This is a genomic window from Streptomyces sp. R44, assembly GCF_041053105.1.
Taxonomy (GTDB): Bacteria; Actinomycetota; Actinomycetes; order Streptomycetales; family Streptomycetaceae; genus Streptomyces.
Map to the genome: position 1 here is coordinate 5,616,151 of NZ_CP163444.1, position 15,786 is coordinate 5,631,936.

The window sequence follows — 15,786 nt, forward strand, 5'->3', positions numbered from 1 at the left end:
GGGAAAGTTACGTGCATTCACCCCTTCCGGTGGTGCGACGGACAACCGTCCGTCGCACCACCGCTGTCTCCGCTTACGTTCTTCCCGCTGCGAGTCACCGGACCGAAGGTGACCGCCGTCAAGGGAGATCGGGGGTGCACGCGTGCGGATCGGACTGCTCACGGAGGGTGGCTACCCGTACGCCACCGGTGAGTCCGGACGGTGGTGCGAACGGCTCGTCCACGGGCTCGGACAGCACCGCTTCGACCTCTACGCCCTCGGCCGGACCGGCACCCCGCCGCCCCTGCCGCAGAACGCCCCGGGGCGAACCGGCACCCCGGCGCCCCTCCCGCCGAACGCCCGCGTCGTCCGCACCGGCGACCCAGGCGGCCCCGACACCGCCCCGCCGGCCGGCGGCCCCTGCGGGCACCGCGCCTCCCGCCGGGCCTACGGGCGCCACGAGCGGCGCCGCTTCACCGAGGCCTACCACCGGCTCGCCACCGGACTCTGCGCCGAGGACGACCCGACCTCCTTCGCCGAGGGGCTCTACGCCCTCGCCGAACTCGCCCGCGAGCGCGGCGGACTGCCCGGGGCGCTGCGCTCCGACGACGCCGTCCGCGCCCTGGAGGCCGCCTGCCGCGCGCCCGGCGCACGCCGGGGTGCGGCCGCCGCCGGACTCCGCGACCACCTCGCCTTCGCCGAACACCTGGAGCGGGCCCTGCGCCCCCTCTCCCTCGACTGGTACGGGGACGACGCGCTCGGCGCGGCCGACCTCTGCCACGCCGCCGGCGGAGGCACCACGGCACTCCCCGGGCTGCTGGCCAAACGCTTCTTCGGCACCCCGCTGCTCGTCACCGAGTACGGCGTCCCGCTCCGCGCCCACTACCTCTCGGCGGCCGGCGCCGACCGCTCCGCCCCCCTCCGCGCCCTGCTCGCCGCCCTCCACGGCCGGCTAGCCGGCGAGATCTACCGGCAGGCCGCCCTCCTCACCCCCGGCAACGCCCACGCCCGCCGCTGGCAGGAGAAGTGCGGCGCAGACCGGGCCCGCATCCGCACCGTCCACCCCGGCATGGCCGCCGAACGCTTCGCCGAGGTCGGCGAGGACGAGGAGAGCGGCGACCCCGCCACCCTCGTCTGGGTCGGCCGCGTCGAACCCGCCAAGGACCTCATCGGCCTCCTCCACGCCTTCGCCGAGATCCGCGCCCGCCAGCCCGACGCCCGCCTCCGGATCGTCGCCGTGCCCGACCGCGAACCCGGCGCCCGCTCCTACCTCACGTACTGCAAGGGGCTCGCGGCCCAGCTCTTCCCCGACGAGGCCGCCGGCGCACACGCCGTCGGCGAGAACCCCGTCACCTTCGAGGAGCTCGGCGGCCCGGAGGCGCCCACCCTGGAGGACACGTACGCCTCGGGCGCGCTCGTCGTCATGTCCAGCCTCGTCGAGGGCTTCCCAGCGAGCCTCGTCGAGGCGATGTTCTGCGCGCGGGCCACCGTCTCCACCGACGTCGGCGCCGTCGTCGAGATCATCGGCGGCACCGGCCTCGTCGTCCCCCCGCGCAACCCCCGGGCGCTCGCCGACGCGTGCCTCGCGCTGCTCCGCGACCCCGAGCGCCGCTTCCGGCTCGGCGCCGCGGCCCGCGCCCGCGCGCTCGAACTCTTCACGGTGGAACAGAACCTCGCCGCGTTCCGCGGCATCTACCTCGAACTCCTCTCCCACGCGCCGGTGCGCCGCCGCCCCGGGGACGGCGTTCCCTTCGCCCACCCGGCCGAGGCCCATGTGCCGGGCAGCTGGGCGCACAAGACCGTGACCGCGGGGACAGGAGCCCCCGATGCCTGAAGGAGGCACCCCCATGCGCGGCTCCGCCGCCCCGACGAGCCCCGGAGCCTGGGACGCCCGCTCCGAAGCCCTCCTCGGCACCCCCGCCCTCACGGCCGCCGCCGGCCTCGACCTGCGCGCGCCCGTCGCCGAGGACGAGGCCGCACCCTCCGGGATAGCCCCGGCCCCGGGGGCGGGCGCGGCATGGGAACCGAGTCCGGCGCCGGACGCCCCGGTCCCGAGACCGGATGCCACGGACACGAGACCGGATGCCACGGACCCGGGACCGGATGCCCCGGAACCGGACCTGGACCCGGACCCGTCGGGCCCGCACCCGGCATCGGACCCGCACCCGGCATCGGACCCGGCCGACCCCTCGGCGGCCGAGGCCCGCACCCGTTCGGGCGCGGACGGCGCCCCCGCGCGCCCCCGCCCCCGGCGCGGGAACGCCGACCCCGTGAAAGTGCTCATGCACCGGCACCGGGAGCTCTGCGAGCGGGCCGTCGACCCCCTGGAGATCGCCGCCGGCCTCGAAGCGCAGGGCTTCACCGACCGGACCGCCGCGCGCTTCCGGCACCGGGACGTCTTCTCGCTCGCCGAAGAGCTGTACGTGCGCGTGCCGCGCGGACAGGAGAAGCCCGCGCCCCCCGCGGAGCCGGCGCCGGCCCGGGCGCCCTGGGCGCTCGCCGTCCTCGCCCCCGGCGGGGCCGCCGCGCTCACCGGACTCGGCCTCGCCCTCACCTACGGGCCCGTACGGCTCGCCGTCGGGGCCGCCGGGGCACTCGCCCTCGTCGCGGCCCTGCTCCTCGCCGTCCGCCGAGGTCCCTTCCGCGCCCCCGACGGAGGGCGCGTCCCCACCGCCGGGCTCTGGACCCTCTGGCTGCTTGCGTACGCGGCCGGGGGCGACGGACTCCTGGAGGAGGTCCTCAGCGGCGGCCCCGACGGGCCCTGGGCACTCACCCCCGCGCCGCTCCTGGGCCTCGCCCTCGCCGTCGCCCCCGCCGCCTGGGGCGCCCACCTCTTCGCCCGCCGCGCCCGCCGCCGCCTCGCCGACAGCCGCGGCCTCGCCGACTTCGCCGCCGCCACCCGGCCGCTGCTCCTCGGCACCGTGACCCTCCAACTCCTCGCCCTCGCCGCCCTGCTCGCCCTCACCGGGTTCAGCCCGGGAGCCCTCGCGCTCGGGGCGCTCCTGCTCCTCGCCCGGCTCCTCACCGTCCATGGCTTCCCCGAGACGGCCGCCGCCGCCCTCGCCGCCACCTGCGCCGCCGAGGCCCTCGCCCTCGCGAGCGTCCTCGCCGCCCGCGTCCCCCTCCCCGGCTTCGACGCGCTCGCCGCCCCGGTGCGCGCCCTCGTCGAGACCTGGGGCCCCGGGGCCGTACCCACCCTCGTCTGCGGCGGCGCCGCCCTCGGCCTGCTGGCCCACGCGACCACTGCCCTGGCCCGGGCCTCCGCCCACGCCACCCCGTGAACCCCCGTGCACCCGCGGAGCCGACGCCGCGGGCGCGCCCCGTCACCTCTCTCATCACCCCGCAAGGAGAACGAAGACCATGACCCCTCAACCCCAAGCACCGGCCGGTCGGCACGAAGGGGCCGCACGATGAGGGTGCTACTGCTCGGAGCCAACGGCTTCATCGGCCGTTTCGTCGCCGACCGGCTGCTCGCCGACCCGGCCGTCCACCTCACCGCGCTCGGCCGGGGCGACGACGCCGACGTGCGCTTCGACCTCGCCTCCGGCAGCCCCGGCGCGCTCACCCGCTTCCTGGACGCCGTCCACCCCGGGGTCGTCGTCAACTGCGCCGGAGCCACCCGCGGCGGCGCCCGCGAGCTGACCCGGCACAACACCGTCGCCGTCGCCACCGTCTGCGAGGCCCTGCGCCGCAGCGGCTGCGGCGCCCGGCTCGTCCAGGTCGGCTGCGCCTCGGAGTACGGGCCCAGCCAGCCCGGCTCCTCCACCGCCGAGGACGCGATCCCGCGCCCCGGCGGCCCGTACGGCGTGTCCAAGCTCGCCGCGACCGAACTCGTCCTCGGCTCCGGGCTCGACGCCGTCGTCCTGCGGGTCTTCTCCCCGGTCGGCCCCGGCACGCCCGCCGGCTCCCCGCTCGGCCGCCTCGCCGAGGCGATGCGCCGCGCGATGCAGGCCGGGGACGGCGAGCTGAAGCTCAGCGGCCTCGGCGTGCAGCGGGACTTCGTCGACGTACGGGACGTGGCGCGGGCCGTCCACGCCGCCTCCCTCTCCGCCGCCCAGGGCGTCGTCAACATCGGCACCGGGCGCGCCGTCCGGCTCCGGGACGCCGCCGCCGTCCTCGCCCGGGTCGCGGGCTACGCCGGCAACCTGCACGAGCTCGACGGACCGCACGGCATCCCGCAGCGCCCGATGATCGGCGCCCCCCGCACCGAGGGGACCATCGCCGACCAGCTGGGCTCCGCCCCGTACCCGTACCCCGACGGCTGCGGCCCCTGGCAGCAGGCCGACGTCCGCACCGCCCGCGACCGGCTCGGCTGGCGGCCCCGGATCAACCTGGAGGAGTCCCTCGCCGACATCTGGATGGAGGCGGCGTGTCGCATCTGACGACGACCACGGCCACCGGGGCCGTCCAGGCGCTCGGCTTCGGCGTCCCCGGCTACGCCCATCCGCTGCTCGCGCCCGTCGAGTGGGCCGAGCTGACCCGCCCCGGGACCCCGCTGCACTGGGCGGTGCTCAATGTGGCGGAGGGCCCCGGGAGCCGCCCCGACCCGCACTGCCTGGAGGCGGCCGGGAAGCTGCGGAACGCCGGGGTGAAGGTCCTCGGACACCTGGACCTGGCGTACGGCTCCCGGCCCTTCGGGGAGCTCGTCTCGGACGCCCACCGCTTCCTCGACTGGTACAAGGTCGGCGGCTTCTACCTGGACCGCGCCCCCTCCGACCGGGCCGACCTGGCCGGGTCGCGGCGGCTCACCGCGACCCTGGAGGCCGTGCTCGGCGGCGAGGCCCACCTCGTCCTCGCCCACGGCACCCACCCCCATCCGGGGTACGCGGAGGCCGCGGACCAGCTGGTGACCTTCGCCGGCTCCTGGGTGGACTACCGCTGGTCGCAGGTGGCCGAGTGGACCGCCGAGTACACGGAGGCGAAGTTCGTCCACCTCGTCCACGGCGTCCCGCGCACCCACCTCGACGAGGCCCTGCGGATCGCGCGCTGGCAGGGGGCGGGGACGATCTTCTTCACCGACCGCGCCGGCCGTCCGGGACAAAGCGACCAATTCCACACGCTGCCCGGCTACTGGGACGAAATCGTCTCGCGGATCGGACTGGGTGTCTCGGAATGAGAAGGGGCGTGGCAGTGTTACGGGGAGAACAACCGTACTGACATCCCGACCACCGGAGTCCCCGTGTCGCTGCCACCCCTGGTCGAGCCGGCTGCCGAGCTCACCGTAGACGAGGTCCGCAGGTACTCCCGCCACCTGATCATCCCGGACGTCGGGATGGACGGGCAGAAGCGGCTGAAGAACGCCAAGGTGCTGTGTGTCGGCGCCGGCGGCCTCGGCTCCCCGGCGCTGATGTACCTGGCCGCCGCCGGCGTGGGCACGCTCGGCATCGTGGAGTTCGACGAGGTCGACGAGTCGAACCTCCAGCGCCAGATCATCCACAGCCAGGCCGACATCGGCCGCTCCAAGGCGGAGTCCGCGAAGGACTCGGTCCTCGGCATCAACCCGTACGTGAACGTGATCCTTCACGAGGAGCGGCTCGAGGCCGACAACGTGATGGAGATCTTCGGCCAGTACGACCTGATCGTCGACGGCACGGACAACTTCGCCACCCGCTACCTGGTGAACGACGCCTGCGTGCTGCTCAACAAGCCGTACGTGTGGGGCTCGATCTACCGCTTCGACGGCCAGGCCTCGGTGTTCTGGTCCGAGTACGGCCCCTGCTACCGCTGCCTCTACCCGGAGCCCCCGCCGCCGGGCATGGTCCCGTCCTGCGCCGAGGGCGGCGTCCTGGGTGTGCTCTGCGCGTCCATCGGCTCCATCCAGGTCACCGAGGCCATCAAGGTCCTGGCCGGCGTGGGCGACCCGCTGGTCGGCCGCCTGATGATCTACGACGCCCTGGAGATGCAGTACCGCCAGGTCAAGGTCCGCAAGGACCCCAACTGCGCGGTCTGCGGCGAGAACCCGACCGTCACCGAGCTCATCGACTACGAGGCCTTCTGCGGCGTCGTGTCCGAGGAGGCCCAGGAGGCGGCGCTCGGCTCGACGATCACTCCGAAGCAGCTCAAGGAGTGGATCGACACCGACGAGAAGATCGACATCATCGACGTCCGCGAGCCGAACGAGTACGAGATCGTCTCGATCCCGGGCGCGCGTCTGATCCCGAAGAACGAGTTCCTCATGGGCAACGCCCTCCAGGACCTCCCGCAGGACAAGCGGATCGTCCTGCACTGCAAGACGGGTGTCCGCAGTGCGGAAGTCCTCGCGGTGCTCAAGTCCGCGGGCTTCGCGGACGCGGTCCACGTCGGCGGCGGCGTGATCGGCTGGGTCCACCAGATCGAGCCCGAGAAGCCGGTCTACTAGGACGGCTCGTGCGCAAGGCCCCGGACGTCACGTCCGGGGCCTTCCGCATGCGTACGGCCGGCTACTTGCAGACCGTGCCCGAGGCGGGCACCTTGCCGTCGAGCAGGTACGCGTCCACCGTCTTCTTCACGCACTTGTCACCGCTGTTGTAGGCGCCGTGGCCCTCTCCCTCGTACGTCACCTCCACGCCGACGCCCGCGCCGAGCGCCTTCACCATCGACCGCGCGCCCTCGTACGGAGTGGCCGGGTCGCCGGTGTTCCCGACGACGAGGATCGGCGCCGAGCCGGGCGCCGAGACGTCCGGGTGCTCCCAGACCCCGGGCACCGGCCACTGCGAGCAGCTCGCCAGCGCCCAGCCCATGAAGTCGCCGAAGACGGGGGAGGCCTCGCGGAACTGCGGCAGCCGCTCCTTCGCCTGCCCGAGGGTGTAGCGCTCCTTGAAGTCCACGCAGTTGATGGCGGCGTTCGCGGCCTGGATGTTGCTGTACGAGCCGTTCTCGCCGCGCCCGTTCATCGAGTCGGACAGGGAGAGGAGCAGCGCCCCGTCGCCGCCGTCGGCCGCGTCGAGCCCCTGCTCCAGATACGGCCAGAACTCCTTCGAGTACAGGGCCTGCGCGATGCCGTTGGTGGCCTGCGTCTGGGTCAGCTTGCGGGAGCCGATGCCGGGGATCGGCTCCTTGTCGAGGGCCGTGAGCAGGTTGATGATCCCCGCCTCGATCTCGGTGACGCTGCTGCCGGGCAGGGCGCACTCGTCGCCGCGGTCCACACAGTCCTGGGCGAAGTTGTCCAGCGCGAGCTGGAAGCCCTTCGCCTGGCCGAGGGCGCCGTCCTCGACGCCCGCGTCCGGGTCGACGACCGCGTCGAACACGGCCCGGCCGACGTTCCCGGGGAACATGTGGGCGTAGACGCCGCCGAGTTCGGTGCCGTACGAGATGCCGAAGTAGTGCAGCTTCTCGTCGCCGAGGACCTGGCGCATCAGGTCCATGTCCCGGGCGGCGTTCTCGGTACCGACGTGCGGCAGGGCCGGTCCCGCGTCCCGTTCGCAGCCCTTGGCGTACCGCTTCTGCGCGTCGGACAGCGTCCGCTCCTCCGCGGGGTCGTCGGGCGTGAAGTCCAGGGCGTAGTAGGCGTCGAGCTCCTTGTCGGTGGCGCACTCGACCGGGTCGCTGCGGCCGACGCCGCGCGGATCGAAGGAGACCAGGTCGTAGCGGCCGCGCAGGGTCTCGTAGTCGGCGGCGAAACCGGGCAGGGCGGTGACGCCGGAGCCGCCGGGCCCGCCGAAGTTGAAGACGAGCGAACCGATCCGCTTCGCGCTGTCACGGGCCTTGGCGCGGATGAGGGCCAGCTCGATGGTCTCGCCCTCCGGCTTCGACCAGTCGAGCGGGGCCTGGAGGAAGGAGCACTCCCAGATCGCGCCTCCGGGCAGCGGCGAGGGCGGGGCACCGCCGCCCTCGGCGGCGGACGGTGCCGGGCACGGCGCCCAGGACAGCTTCTGCGCGGTCAGCGCCGACAGCCCGGACGTGCCGGTCGGCTTCACCGGGTCCGCCCCCTGGGCTCCCCCGTCCGAGCAGCCGGCGGCGAGCAGCACGGTGGTGGCGGTCAGCAGAGCGGCGCGCTGGGCGGCGGAGATGGGCATAGGCCCATCGTGGTCCGCCGCCCGGGCCCCCGCGCGGGACGGGGGGCCAAGCGGGTGGCTCCTAGAGGGCTTCCCGTTTGGTCAGCCAGTTGAAGCAGATCCACCCCGGCAGCACCGGGATCCACAGCGTGAGCAGGCGGTACAGGAGCACCGCCGGGGTCGCGACCTCGATGGGCAGGCCGCCGACGGTGACCAGGCCGACGGTGAGCGCGCCCTCGACCGCGCCGACACCGCCCGGGGTGGGGGCCGCCGAACCGAGCGCGTTGCCCGCGAGGAAGACGACGGCCACGGTCGCGTAGCTGATCGTCTGGTTCCCGTGGCTGAACGCCCGGATCGAGGCGTCCAGACAGAGGACGAACACGATGGTCAGGAGCAGCATCCCGCTGATGCCCGTCGCCAGCTTCATGGGCCGCTGGAGCACGTCCAGCATGCGCGGCACGACTCCGGCGAAGAGCGAGCGCAGCCGCGTCGACACGAACTTGCGCATGAACGGGATCGCCGTCACCACGAGGACGAGCACCGCGACCGTCAGGAGCCCGGCGATGACCGTCCTCGACGGGGTGAAGGACTGCGACTTCTCCGTGCCCGTCAGATAGCCGAAGGAGAGCAGGAGCAGGATGTGCGCCCCGAGCCCGAAGAGCTGCGAGGCGCCGACGCTCGCGACCGCGAGCCCCGGGCGTACGCCCGCGCGCTGGAGGAAGCGGGTGTTCAGGGCGACGCCGCCGACCGCCGCCGGAGCGACGATCTTCACGAACGAGCCGGCGACCTGCGCCACCACCGTCCGCCAGAACCCGACCCGCTCGGGCACGAAGCCCAGCAGGCTCATCGCCGCCGCCACGTAGCTGATCGCCGAGAACAGCACCGCGGCCGCAACCCAGCGCCAGTCCGCCTCGCTGACCGTCGACAGCGGCGTACGGGCGATCTGCGACAGCAGGAAGTACGCGGCGACCGCGCCCGCGATCATGCTGACCAGGGTCCGCGGCTTGATCCGCTCCAGGCGGACCGGCTCCACTGGGGCCTGCGGGCGGATCAGCAGCACCTGCTGCCGGATCTGCGCGAGCAGGTCCTCCTCGCGCGCCTCGTCGAGGGCGGTGTCGAGGGCCCGCTTCTCGGCCTTCTTGTCCGCCTTCTTCTCGGCCTTCGTCTCCGCCCGTACGGCGGTCCTGTCCGCCGCGGCCTCGGCCTTGGCGAGCTCCCGCTCGTGCTTGGCCGCCTCCGAGGCCGCGAGCACGGCCTCCCGCTCCCGCGCCGACCGCTCCCGGGCCAGCTTCCGCAGCGTCGCGCGCGTGGAGCGGCTCAGCGCGATCGGCTGGAGCAGCGGCAGACAGTCGGCGACGGTGTCCGGGCCGAGCACCTCGACGGCCGCGGCGACCGCCCGCTCCGCCCCGACCCGCAGGCCGAGGGTGGTGAGCAGCTGGGCGATGTCCATCCGCAGGATCAGGTCGCCGGCCGCGATCTCGCCGCCGCGCAGATCGGTGAGGATCACTCTGCCGGAACGATCCACCAGGATCGCGTCCCCCGTGAGCCGGCGGTGCGCGATCCGGCGCGACTGCAGCGCCCGGACCTGCCGCCAGGCGCTGTGCACCAGCTCGTCGGTGATCTCGGCGTCGTCGAGGGAGTCCAGGCTCCGGCCGCCGATGTGCTCGTACACGAGCATCACGGCGTCCGGGCCGAGCTCCGAGGTGGCGATCAGCTTCGGCGCGTTCGCCCCGGCGGCGATCGCCGCGTACGCGAGGAGGGCCTCCTGCTCCAGGGCCTGGCGCAGCGAGACGATCGAGCGGCGGGTGGTGATCGCCCGCAGGGTGATCCGCCGCCAGGCGCGGTAGAAGAAGCCGTGCGCCTGCTGCTCGCGGTCGACGACGGTGACGTCGAGCGGCGGCCCGTCCTCCAGGGTCACGATGTACCGGCGGCCCCGGTCCCCGCTGTCCGCGGCGTCGGGCACGCCCTCGGCGCGCAGCGCGGTCACCGGCCGGAAGCCGACCCGGCGCAGTCCGGCGAGGAGGGTCTGCCCGGTGGGCCGGACGTTCGGCGAGCCGACCGCGTAGAGCGTTCCGTACGCGACGGTCCAGCCGATCAGTACGGTGAGGATGATCGAGAGGGCGGTCGTGTAGCCGGCCACCAGCATCGTGAACGCGTCGAGGAGCAGCACCACCCAGAGCGACACCCGCCAGCGGGGCCTGCGGGCCATGCCGACGGCCGTCATGTACGCGATGACCGGGGCCAGGTAGTTGTGCACCGGGTCCGTGAGCCCGCCGCCGGACTGCGGCTGGGTCAGCGCGTCCTGGATCGTGCCGGGCGCGGCCTGGGCGACCCAGAGGTCGGTGGCGAGGGTGACGCCGTGCGCCAGGACGGCGGCGAGGACGCCGTCCGCGATGCGCAGACCGTCGCGTTTGATCAGCCGCTCGATGGCGAAGGCGACGGGCACGAGCAGGACGGCGATGGACGAGACGAGACCGGCGATCTTGACGAAGACGTCGGGGGCGCCGACCGCCCCCTTGTTGATGTCCTGCTCGAGGCCCGAGGTGGTGCCGTGGGCGAACGCGGCGACGGCGATGACGAGGCCGATGGCGAGCAGGCCGACGAGCAGCCGCATCAGGTCGGAGGGCCGGTGGACGCGGGCGGCGAGCAGCGGCTCGTCGCCGGAGACCTTCTCGGGCACGTCGGGCTGAGCCCCCTCAGGAGGCTTCGTGTCCATCACCATGTCCGTCTCTGCATGCGCGTCTTGTCGATCTTGTCCGTGTCCGTGTTCGTGTTCTTGTACTTGTCGCTCTTGATCTCGTATCACCAGTCACCGCCCGCACGATGGTGGCACGAAGAGCGGCCGTGCGGAGGCATCAGGGCCATGTCGGTGCGGTGAGGCAGGATGGGGCGGATGAGCATGGAGGAGCCTGTGGGGGAGACCGCCGGGAAGCCCGTCGGGGAGACCGGAGAGCTGCCCGAGTACGCGGAGCGGGTGCTCGACGTGGCCGACGCGATCCCTCCCGGCCGCGTCATGACCTACGGCGACGTGGCCGAATGGCTGGGCGAGGGCGGACCCCGCCAGGTCGGCCGTGTGATGGCACTGTACGGCGGGACCGCCCCCTGGTGGCGAGTGGTCCGCGCCGACGGCACGCTGCTCCCGGGCCACGAGCTGCGGGCCCTCGGCCACTACCGCGAGGAGGGCACCCCGCTGCGCACGGCGGGCCCGGCGGCCGAGGGACACGTACCGAAGATCGACATGCGCAGGGCGCGCTGGGACGGCGGTACGGGCGAGGGCCCGGGGACCGGCGGGGACGCCGGGGGCGCCGGCCGGGCCGCCGATCGAGGTGCCGGAACTCACACCTGAGGGAGGCGCCCCGGTCATCCCGGCCGGGGCCCCGGCCGGGACGGGTCCGCGGGGGTGGACGCGGTACGGAGTACGGCTCGTCGGCGCCCCGCTTCGCGTAACGTCGACGTTCGCGTCTTCCGAGGCGGGGGCCACGGCACACGGCCGCCTCACCCGCACCACCACACCCACCAGGACCGGCGAACCACGTGAGCTCCTCCTCCACCACCCGGCGTACGCCGCCGCACCAGGGACAGCCGTACCCGGGTCAGGGACGGCAGCGGACCCCGGGCGCGTACCGACTGGTGCGCACCACGCCGGCCCCGCTGGATCCCCCTCAGCTGGACGCAGTCCAGCGGGAAGTGGTTGACCACACCGGCGGACCTCTCCTCGTCCTCGCCGGACCCGGCACCGGCAAGACGACCACCCTGGTCGAGGCCGTCGCCGCCCGCATGGAGAAGGGCGCCGACCCCGAGCGCCTCCTCGTCCTCACCTTCAGTCGCAAGGCCGCCGTCGAACTCCGCGACCGCATGGCCGGCCGGCTCGGCGGCCGCCGCCCGCCGCAGGCCACCACCTTCCACTCGTACTGCTACGCCCTGATCCGCGCCCACCAGGACGCCGAGCTCTTCGCCGAACCGCTCCGGCTGCTCTCCGGACCCGAGCAGGACCTCGCCGTCCGCGAACTGCTCGCCGGCCAGATCGACCTGGAGAAGACGGGCCTCGGAAGCGTCCGCTGGCCCGACGAACTCCGCGCCTGCCTCACCACCCGGGGCTTCGCCGACGAGGTACGGGCCGTCCTCGCGCGCTCCCGCGAGCTGGGCCTCGGACCGGACGCCCTGGGCCGCTTCGCCGACCGGGTCGGCCGCCCGGACTGGAAGGCGGCGGCCGGCTTCCTCGCCGAGTACCTCGACGTCCTCGACCTCCAGGGCGTCCTCGACTACGCGGAGCTCGTCCACCGGGCCGTACCCCTCGCCCGGGACGCCCGCATGCCCGCGTACGACGCCATCTACGTCGACGAGTACCAGGACACGGACCCGGCCCAGGTCCGGCTCCTGCACGCGCTCGCGGGCGGCGGCCGCAGCACGGTCGTCGCCTTCGGCGACCCGGACCAGTCCATCTACGCCTTCCGCGGCGCCGACGTGAACGGCATCCTCGACTTCCCGTCCGCCTTCGGCGGCGCGGCCGTCAAGGTCCTGCGCACCTCCCGCCGCTCCGGCGCGGAGCTCCTCGGGGCGACCCGGCTGCTCGCCCAGCGGATGCCGATGCCCCGGCTCCCCGCCGACAAGGTCCGCGCCCACCGCGAGCTCGCCCCGACACGGGGCGGCGGCCGGGCGGAGGCGTACACGTACCCCACGGCCTCGGCGGAGGCCGAGAACATCGCCGACCTGCTGCGGCGCGCGCACCTGGAGGACGGCGTGCCCTGGCAGGACATGGCCGTCCTCACCCGCGCCGCCGCCTCCCTCCCGTCCCTCCGCCGTGCCCTCACCTCGGCGGGGGTCCCGGTGGAAACGGACAGCGCGGACACGCCCCTGCGCCACGAACCGGCGGTGACACCCCTGCTGCTGGCGCTGAGGGCGGTGGCCCAGGTCGTGGGCACGGGCTCCGCCGGGGCGGAACGGGTGGGCACCACCCACGACGGCGCCGCACCCGACCCGCACGCCGAGCCCGCACCAGAGGCGGACGACACCCCCGACTGGCTCCCGGTGGACACCGCGCTGGAACTGCTCGCCTCACCCCTCGCAGGGGTGGACCCCGCCGACCTCCGCCGCCTCGGCCGCGCCCTGCGGGACGAGGAGCGCGCCGCGGGCAACAAGGTCCCGCCCCCCTCCGACGTCCTCCTCGCAAGGGCCCTCGCCGAGCCGGAGCGGCTGGTGGCGCACGACCCGGCCTACGCGCGCGGCGCCCAGCGTCTCGGCCGGCTGCTGAAGGAGACCCGCACCCTCCTGAAGGACGGCGGCACCGCCGAAGAGGCCCTCTGGGTGCTCTGGAACGGCACCCCCTGGCCCGGCCGCCTGGAGCGCGCCGCCCTCCGCGGCGGCCCCGCCGGGCGCAATGCCGACCGCGACCTCGACGCCGTCTGCGCGCTCTTCGAGACCGCGGCCCGCGCCGAGGAGCGCGTCGGCGGCCGAGGCGTCCTCAACTTCCTCGAAGAGCTCGACGCCCAGGACATCGCCGCCGACACCCTCACCCGCCGGCACACCCGCCCGGACGCCGTCCGCCTGATGACCGCCCACCGCTCCAAGGGCCTGGAGTGGAGCTTCGTCGTCGTCGCCGGCATGCAGGAGGGCCTCTGGCCGGACCTCCGCCGCCGCGGCTCGCTCCTCGAAGCCGACCGCATCGGACGCGACGGCCTCGCCGAACCCCTCACCCCCGGCGCCCTCCTCGCCGAGGAACGCCGGCTGTTCTACGTCGCCGCCACCCGCGCCCGCGACCGGCTCGTCGTCACCGCCGTGAAGGCCGCCGCCGAGGACGGGGACCAGCCGTCCCGGTTCCTCACCGAGCTCGGCGCCGAGCCGAAGGACGTCCCCGGCCGCCCCCGCCGCCCGCTCGCCGTCTCCGCGCTCGTCGCCGAGCTGCGCGCCACCACCGTCGACCCGGAGGCCTCGCCGGAGCTCCGGGAGGCCGCCGCCGACCGGCTCGCCCGGCTGGCCGCGCTCACCGACGAGGACGGCCAGCCGCTGGTCCCGGCCGCGCACCCGGACCGGTGGTGGGGACTGTTCGAGCCGACCCACAGCGCGGCGCCGCTCCGTGAGCGCGACCGGCCGGTGGCGCTGTCGCCGAGCTCCCTGGAGAACCTCGTCGGCACCTGCTCCCTCCAGTGGTTCCTGGGCCGCGAGGTCAAGGCGGCGGCCCCCGCCACCGCCGCCCAGGGCTTCGGGAACGTCGTCCACGTCCTCGCCGACGAGGTCGCCTCCGGCCGCACCCCGGCCGACCTGGACGTCCTCATGGCCCGGCTCGACTCCGTCTGGGACGCCCTCGCCTTCGACGCCCCCTGGAAGTCGGCACAGGAGAAGCAGCACGCGCGCCTGGCCCTCGAACGCTTCCTGAGCTGGCACGTCATGGACCGCGGCGGCCGTACGCCCGCCGCCTCCGAGCACGGCTTCGACGTGACCCTGGAGGCGGGGGAGTACGAGGTCCGCATCCGGGGCTCCATGGACCGCGTCGAGACCGACGAGCACGGGCGCGCGTACGTCGTCGACTTCAAGACCGGCAAGTCCGCCCCCACCAAGGACGAGGTCGCCCACCACCCGCAGCTCGCCGTCTACCAGCTCGCCGTGCGCGAGGGCGCCCTCGACGAGGTCTTCGGCGGCGACCGCCCGGAGCCGGGCGGCGCCGAGCTCGTACAGCTGCGGCAGGCCGCTCCGAAGAAGGAGGGCGGCGACGCCCTGCCCAAGGTCCAGGCGCAGGAGCCGCTGACCGGGGAGTGGGTCGGCGAGCTGCTCGCCGACGCGGCGGGCCGGGTCCTCGACGAGCGGTTCACCCCGAGCACCGGCCAGCACTGCACGACCTGCGCCTTCCGGGCCTCGTGCAGCGCCCAGCCGGAGGGCCGCCAGGTCGTCGACTGACCCGGGGGCGTGTGCGGAGCGTCACGTTCCCCCCGTACATCCTTCGACCGGTCTCACGGGTCACTCTTTGCGCGCCCACCTGAAGGCGTGGTGAAGAGAAGCTGTGAAAGACGCTGTGAGGAGTACGCGCATGAGGGCCAACCGGAAGCTCTGGGCTGCGGCGACGGTCTGTGTGGCCGTGATCGCGGGTGCCACGGGCTGTTCCAAGGGCGACGACAAGGCCGCCGACCCCTTCGCGGGACTCACGGCCGACGCCATCGCCGACAAGGGCGTCGAGACGACGAAGGCCGCCACCGCCTTCCACATGAACGGCACCGGCAAGACCGACGGCGAGGAGATGACCATCGACTTCGCCGTCGACGACAAGGGCAACTGCAAGGGCTCGATGAAGGCCCCCTCGGGCGGCACCGCCGAGATCATCGGCACCGGCGGCACCAGCTACATGAAGGGCGACGACGCCTTCTGGAAGTCCACCGGCGGCGAGGAGGGCGCCTCCTCGGAGGAGTCCGACTCCATGTCGGCGCTGCTCAAGGGCCGCTGGATGAAGATGCCGAAGGAGAGCGGTGCGGGCGAGGGCGGCCCCGGCGCGTTCTGCGACCTGAAGCAGATCGTCAAGGGCATGGACGAGGACACGCCGCGCAAGGGCCTGACCCGCGAGGCCGACGCCGACGTCGACGGCAAGCCCGCCGCGGTCCTCACCAAGAAGGACAAGGACGAGACCACGACCTTCTACGTGGCCAAGGACTCCGAGAAGCCGTACATCCTCCGCGTCGTGACGACCGGCGGCGACGAGCCGGGCACGGTCACCCTGAGCGACTTCGGCCGGCCGGTCAGCGTCACCGCCCCGCCGAAGGGCGAGGTCGTCGACATGGAAGAGCTGATGAAGGGCGCTTCCTGACGCACCCCGGGCCGTGAGGCCCAGAAGTCGCGGCCACGCGCGCGC

Annotated in this window: 10 protein-coding genes; 8 read left to right on the forward strand and 2 right to left on the reverse strand. The window is 74.2% G+C overall.

What is annotated here, in order from left to right:
* The first annotated feature begins 142 nt into the window (after nucleotides 1-142).
* The 5 genes from AB5J54_RS26295 (at nucleotide 143) to moeZ (ending at nucleotide 6,337) form a co-directional block, all read left to right on the forward strand.
* A complete protein-coding gene (locus tag AB5J54_RS26295) occupies nucleotides 143-1,813 on the forward strand; it encodes a glycosyltransferase (protein ID WP_369146378.1) in 1,671 nt (556 codons plus the stop codon).
* Entirely contained in the window at nucleotides 1,806-3,260 is a 1,455-nt protein-coding gene (locus AB5J54_RS26300; RefSeq protein WP_369146379.1) for a hypothetical protein, read from the forward strand. Before AB5J54_RS26295 ends, AB5J54_RS26300 begins: the two co-directional genes overlap by 8 nt.
* A gap of 129 nt (nucleotides 3,261-3,389) precedes the next feature.
* The gene (locus tag AB5J54_RS26305; protein WP_351192615.1) at nucleotides 3,390-4,361 is read left to right on the forward strand and encodes an NAD-dependent epimerase/dehydratase family protein; all 972 of its coding nucleotides are present in this window, start codon (nucleotides 3,390-3,392) and stop codon (nucleotides 4,359-4,361) included.
* A complete protein-coding gene (locus tag AB5J54_RS26310; RefSeq protein WP_369146380.1) occupies nucleotides 4,349-5,095 on the forward strand; it encodes a spherulation-specific family 4 protein in 747 nt (248 codons plus the stop codon). Before AB5J54_RS26305 ends, AB5J54_RS26310 begins: the two co-directional genes overlap by 13 nt.
* Nucleotides 5,096-5,158: 63 nt before the next feature.
* Nucleotides 5,159-6,337, forward strand: a complete 1,179-nt coding sequence (gene moeZ, locus AB5J54_RS26315) for an adenylyltransferase/sulfurtransferase MoeZ (RefSeq protein WP_369146381.1) — start codon at nucleotides 5,159-5,161, stop codon at nucleotides 6,335-6,337.
* Nucleotides 6,338-6,398: 61 nt separating this feature from the next.
* Here moeZ and AB5J54_RS26320 read toward each other — a convergent pair whose 3' ends face one another.
* The gene (locus AB5J54_RS26320) at nucleotides 6,399-7,973 is read right to left on the reverse strand and encodes an alpha/beta fold hydrolase (RefSeq protein WP_369146382.1); all 1,575 of its coding nucleotides are present in this window, start codon (nucleotides 7,971-7,973) and stop codon (nucleotides 6,399-6,401) included.
* A 61-nt stretch (nucleotides 7,974-8,034) separates the two neighbouring features.
* Nucleotides 8,035-10,674 carry a YbhN family protein gene (locus AB5J54_RS26325; protein WP_369146383.1) on the reverse strand — a complete coding sequence of 880 codons (2,640 nt, stop codon included), beginning with the start codon at nucleotides 10,672-10,674 and terminating at the stop codon, nucleotides 8,035-8,037.
* Nucleotides 10,675-10,845: 171 nt separating this feature from the next.
* Here AB5J54_RS26325 and AB5J54_RS26330 point away from each other — a divergent pair, with 171 nt between their 5' ends.
* The 3 genes from AB5J54_RS26330 to AB5J54_RS26340 all read left to right on the forward strand — a co-directional run bounded on the left by AB5J54_RS26330 (nucleotide 10,846) and on the right by AB5J54_RS26340 (nucleotide 15,741).
* Nucleotides 10,846-11,298 (forward strand): MGMT family protein, encoded by a 453-nt coding sequence (locus AB5J54_RS26330; protein ID WP_369146384.1) that lies wholly within the window; start codon nucleotides 10,846-10,848, stop codon nucleotides 11,296-11,298.
* Nucleotides 11,299-11,486: 188 nt separating this feature from the next.
* Complete coding sequence (locus tag AB5J54_RS26335) at nucleotides 11,487-14,843, forward strand: ATP-dependent helicase (protein WP_369146385.1); 3,357 nt, start codon at nucleotides 11,487-11,489, stop codon at nucleotides 14,841-14,843.
* 130 nt (nucleotides 14,844-14,973) lie between these two features.
* Nucleotides 14,974-15,741, forward strand: a complete 768-nt coding sequence (locus AB5J54_RS26340; RefSeq protein WP_369146386.1) for a hypothetical protein — start codon at nucleotides 14,974-14,976, stop codon at nucleotides 15,739-15,741.
* The last annotated feature ends 45 nt before the right edge of the window (nucleotides 15,742-15,786 follow it).

Excerpts from the sequence above, each read along its gene's own strand:
- AB5J54_RS26300 (WP_369146379.1), top strand. The coding sequence starts at position 1,806 with ATGCCTGAAGGAGGCACCCCCATGCGCGGCTCCGCCGCCCCGACGAGC.
- AB5J54_RS26305 (WP_351192615.1), top strand. The coding sequence starts at position 3,390 with ATGAGGGTGCTACTGCTCGGAGCCAACGGCTTCATCGGCCGTTTCGTC.
- AB5J54_RS26320 (WP_369146382.1), bottom strand. The coding sequence starts at position 7,973 with ATGCCCATCTCCGCCGCCCAGCGCGCCGCTCTGCTGACCGCCACCACC.
- AB5J54_RS26325 (WP_369146383.1), bottom strand. The coding sequence starts at position 10,674 with ATGGTGATGGACACGAAGCCTCCTGAGGGGGCTCAGCCCGACGTGCCC.
- AB5J54_RS26330 (WP_369146384.1), top strand. The coding sequence starts at position 10,846 with ATGAGCATGGAGGAGCCTGTGGGGGAGACCGCCGGGAAGCCCGTCGGG.
- AB5J54_RS26340 (WP_369146386.1), top strand. The coding sequence starts at position 14,974 with ATGAGGGCCAACCGGAAGCTCTGGGCTGCGGCGACGGTCTGTGTGGCC.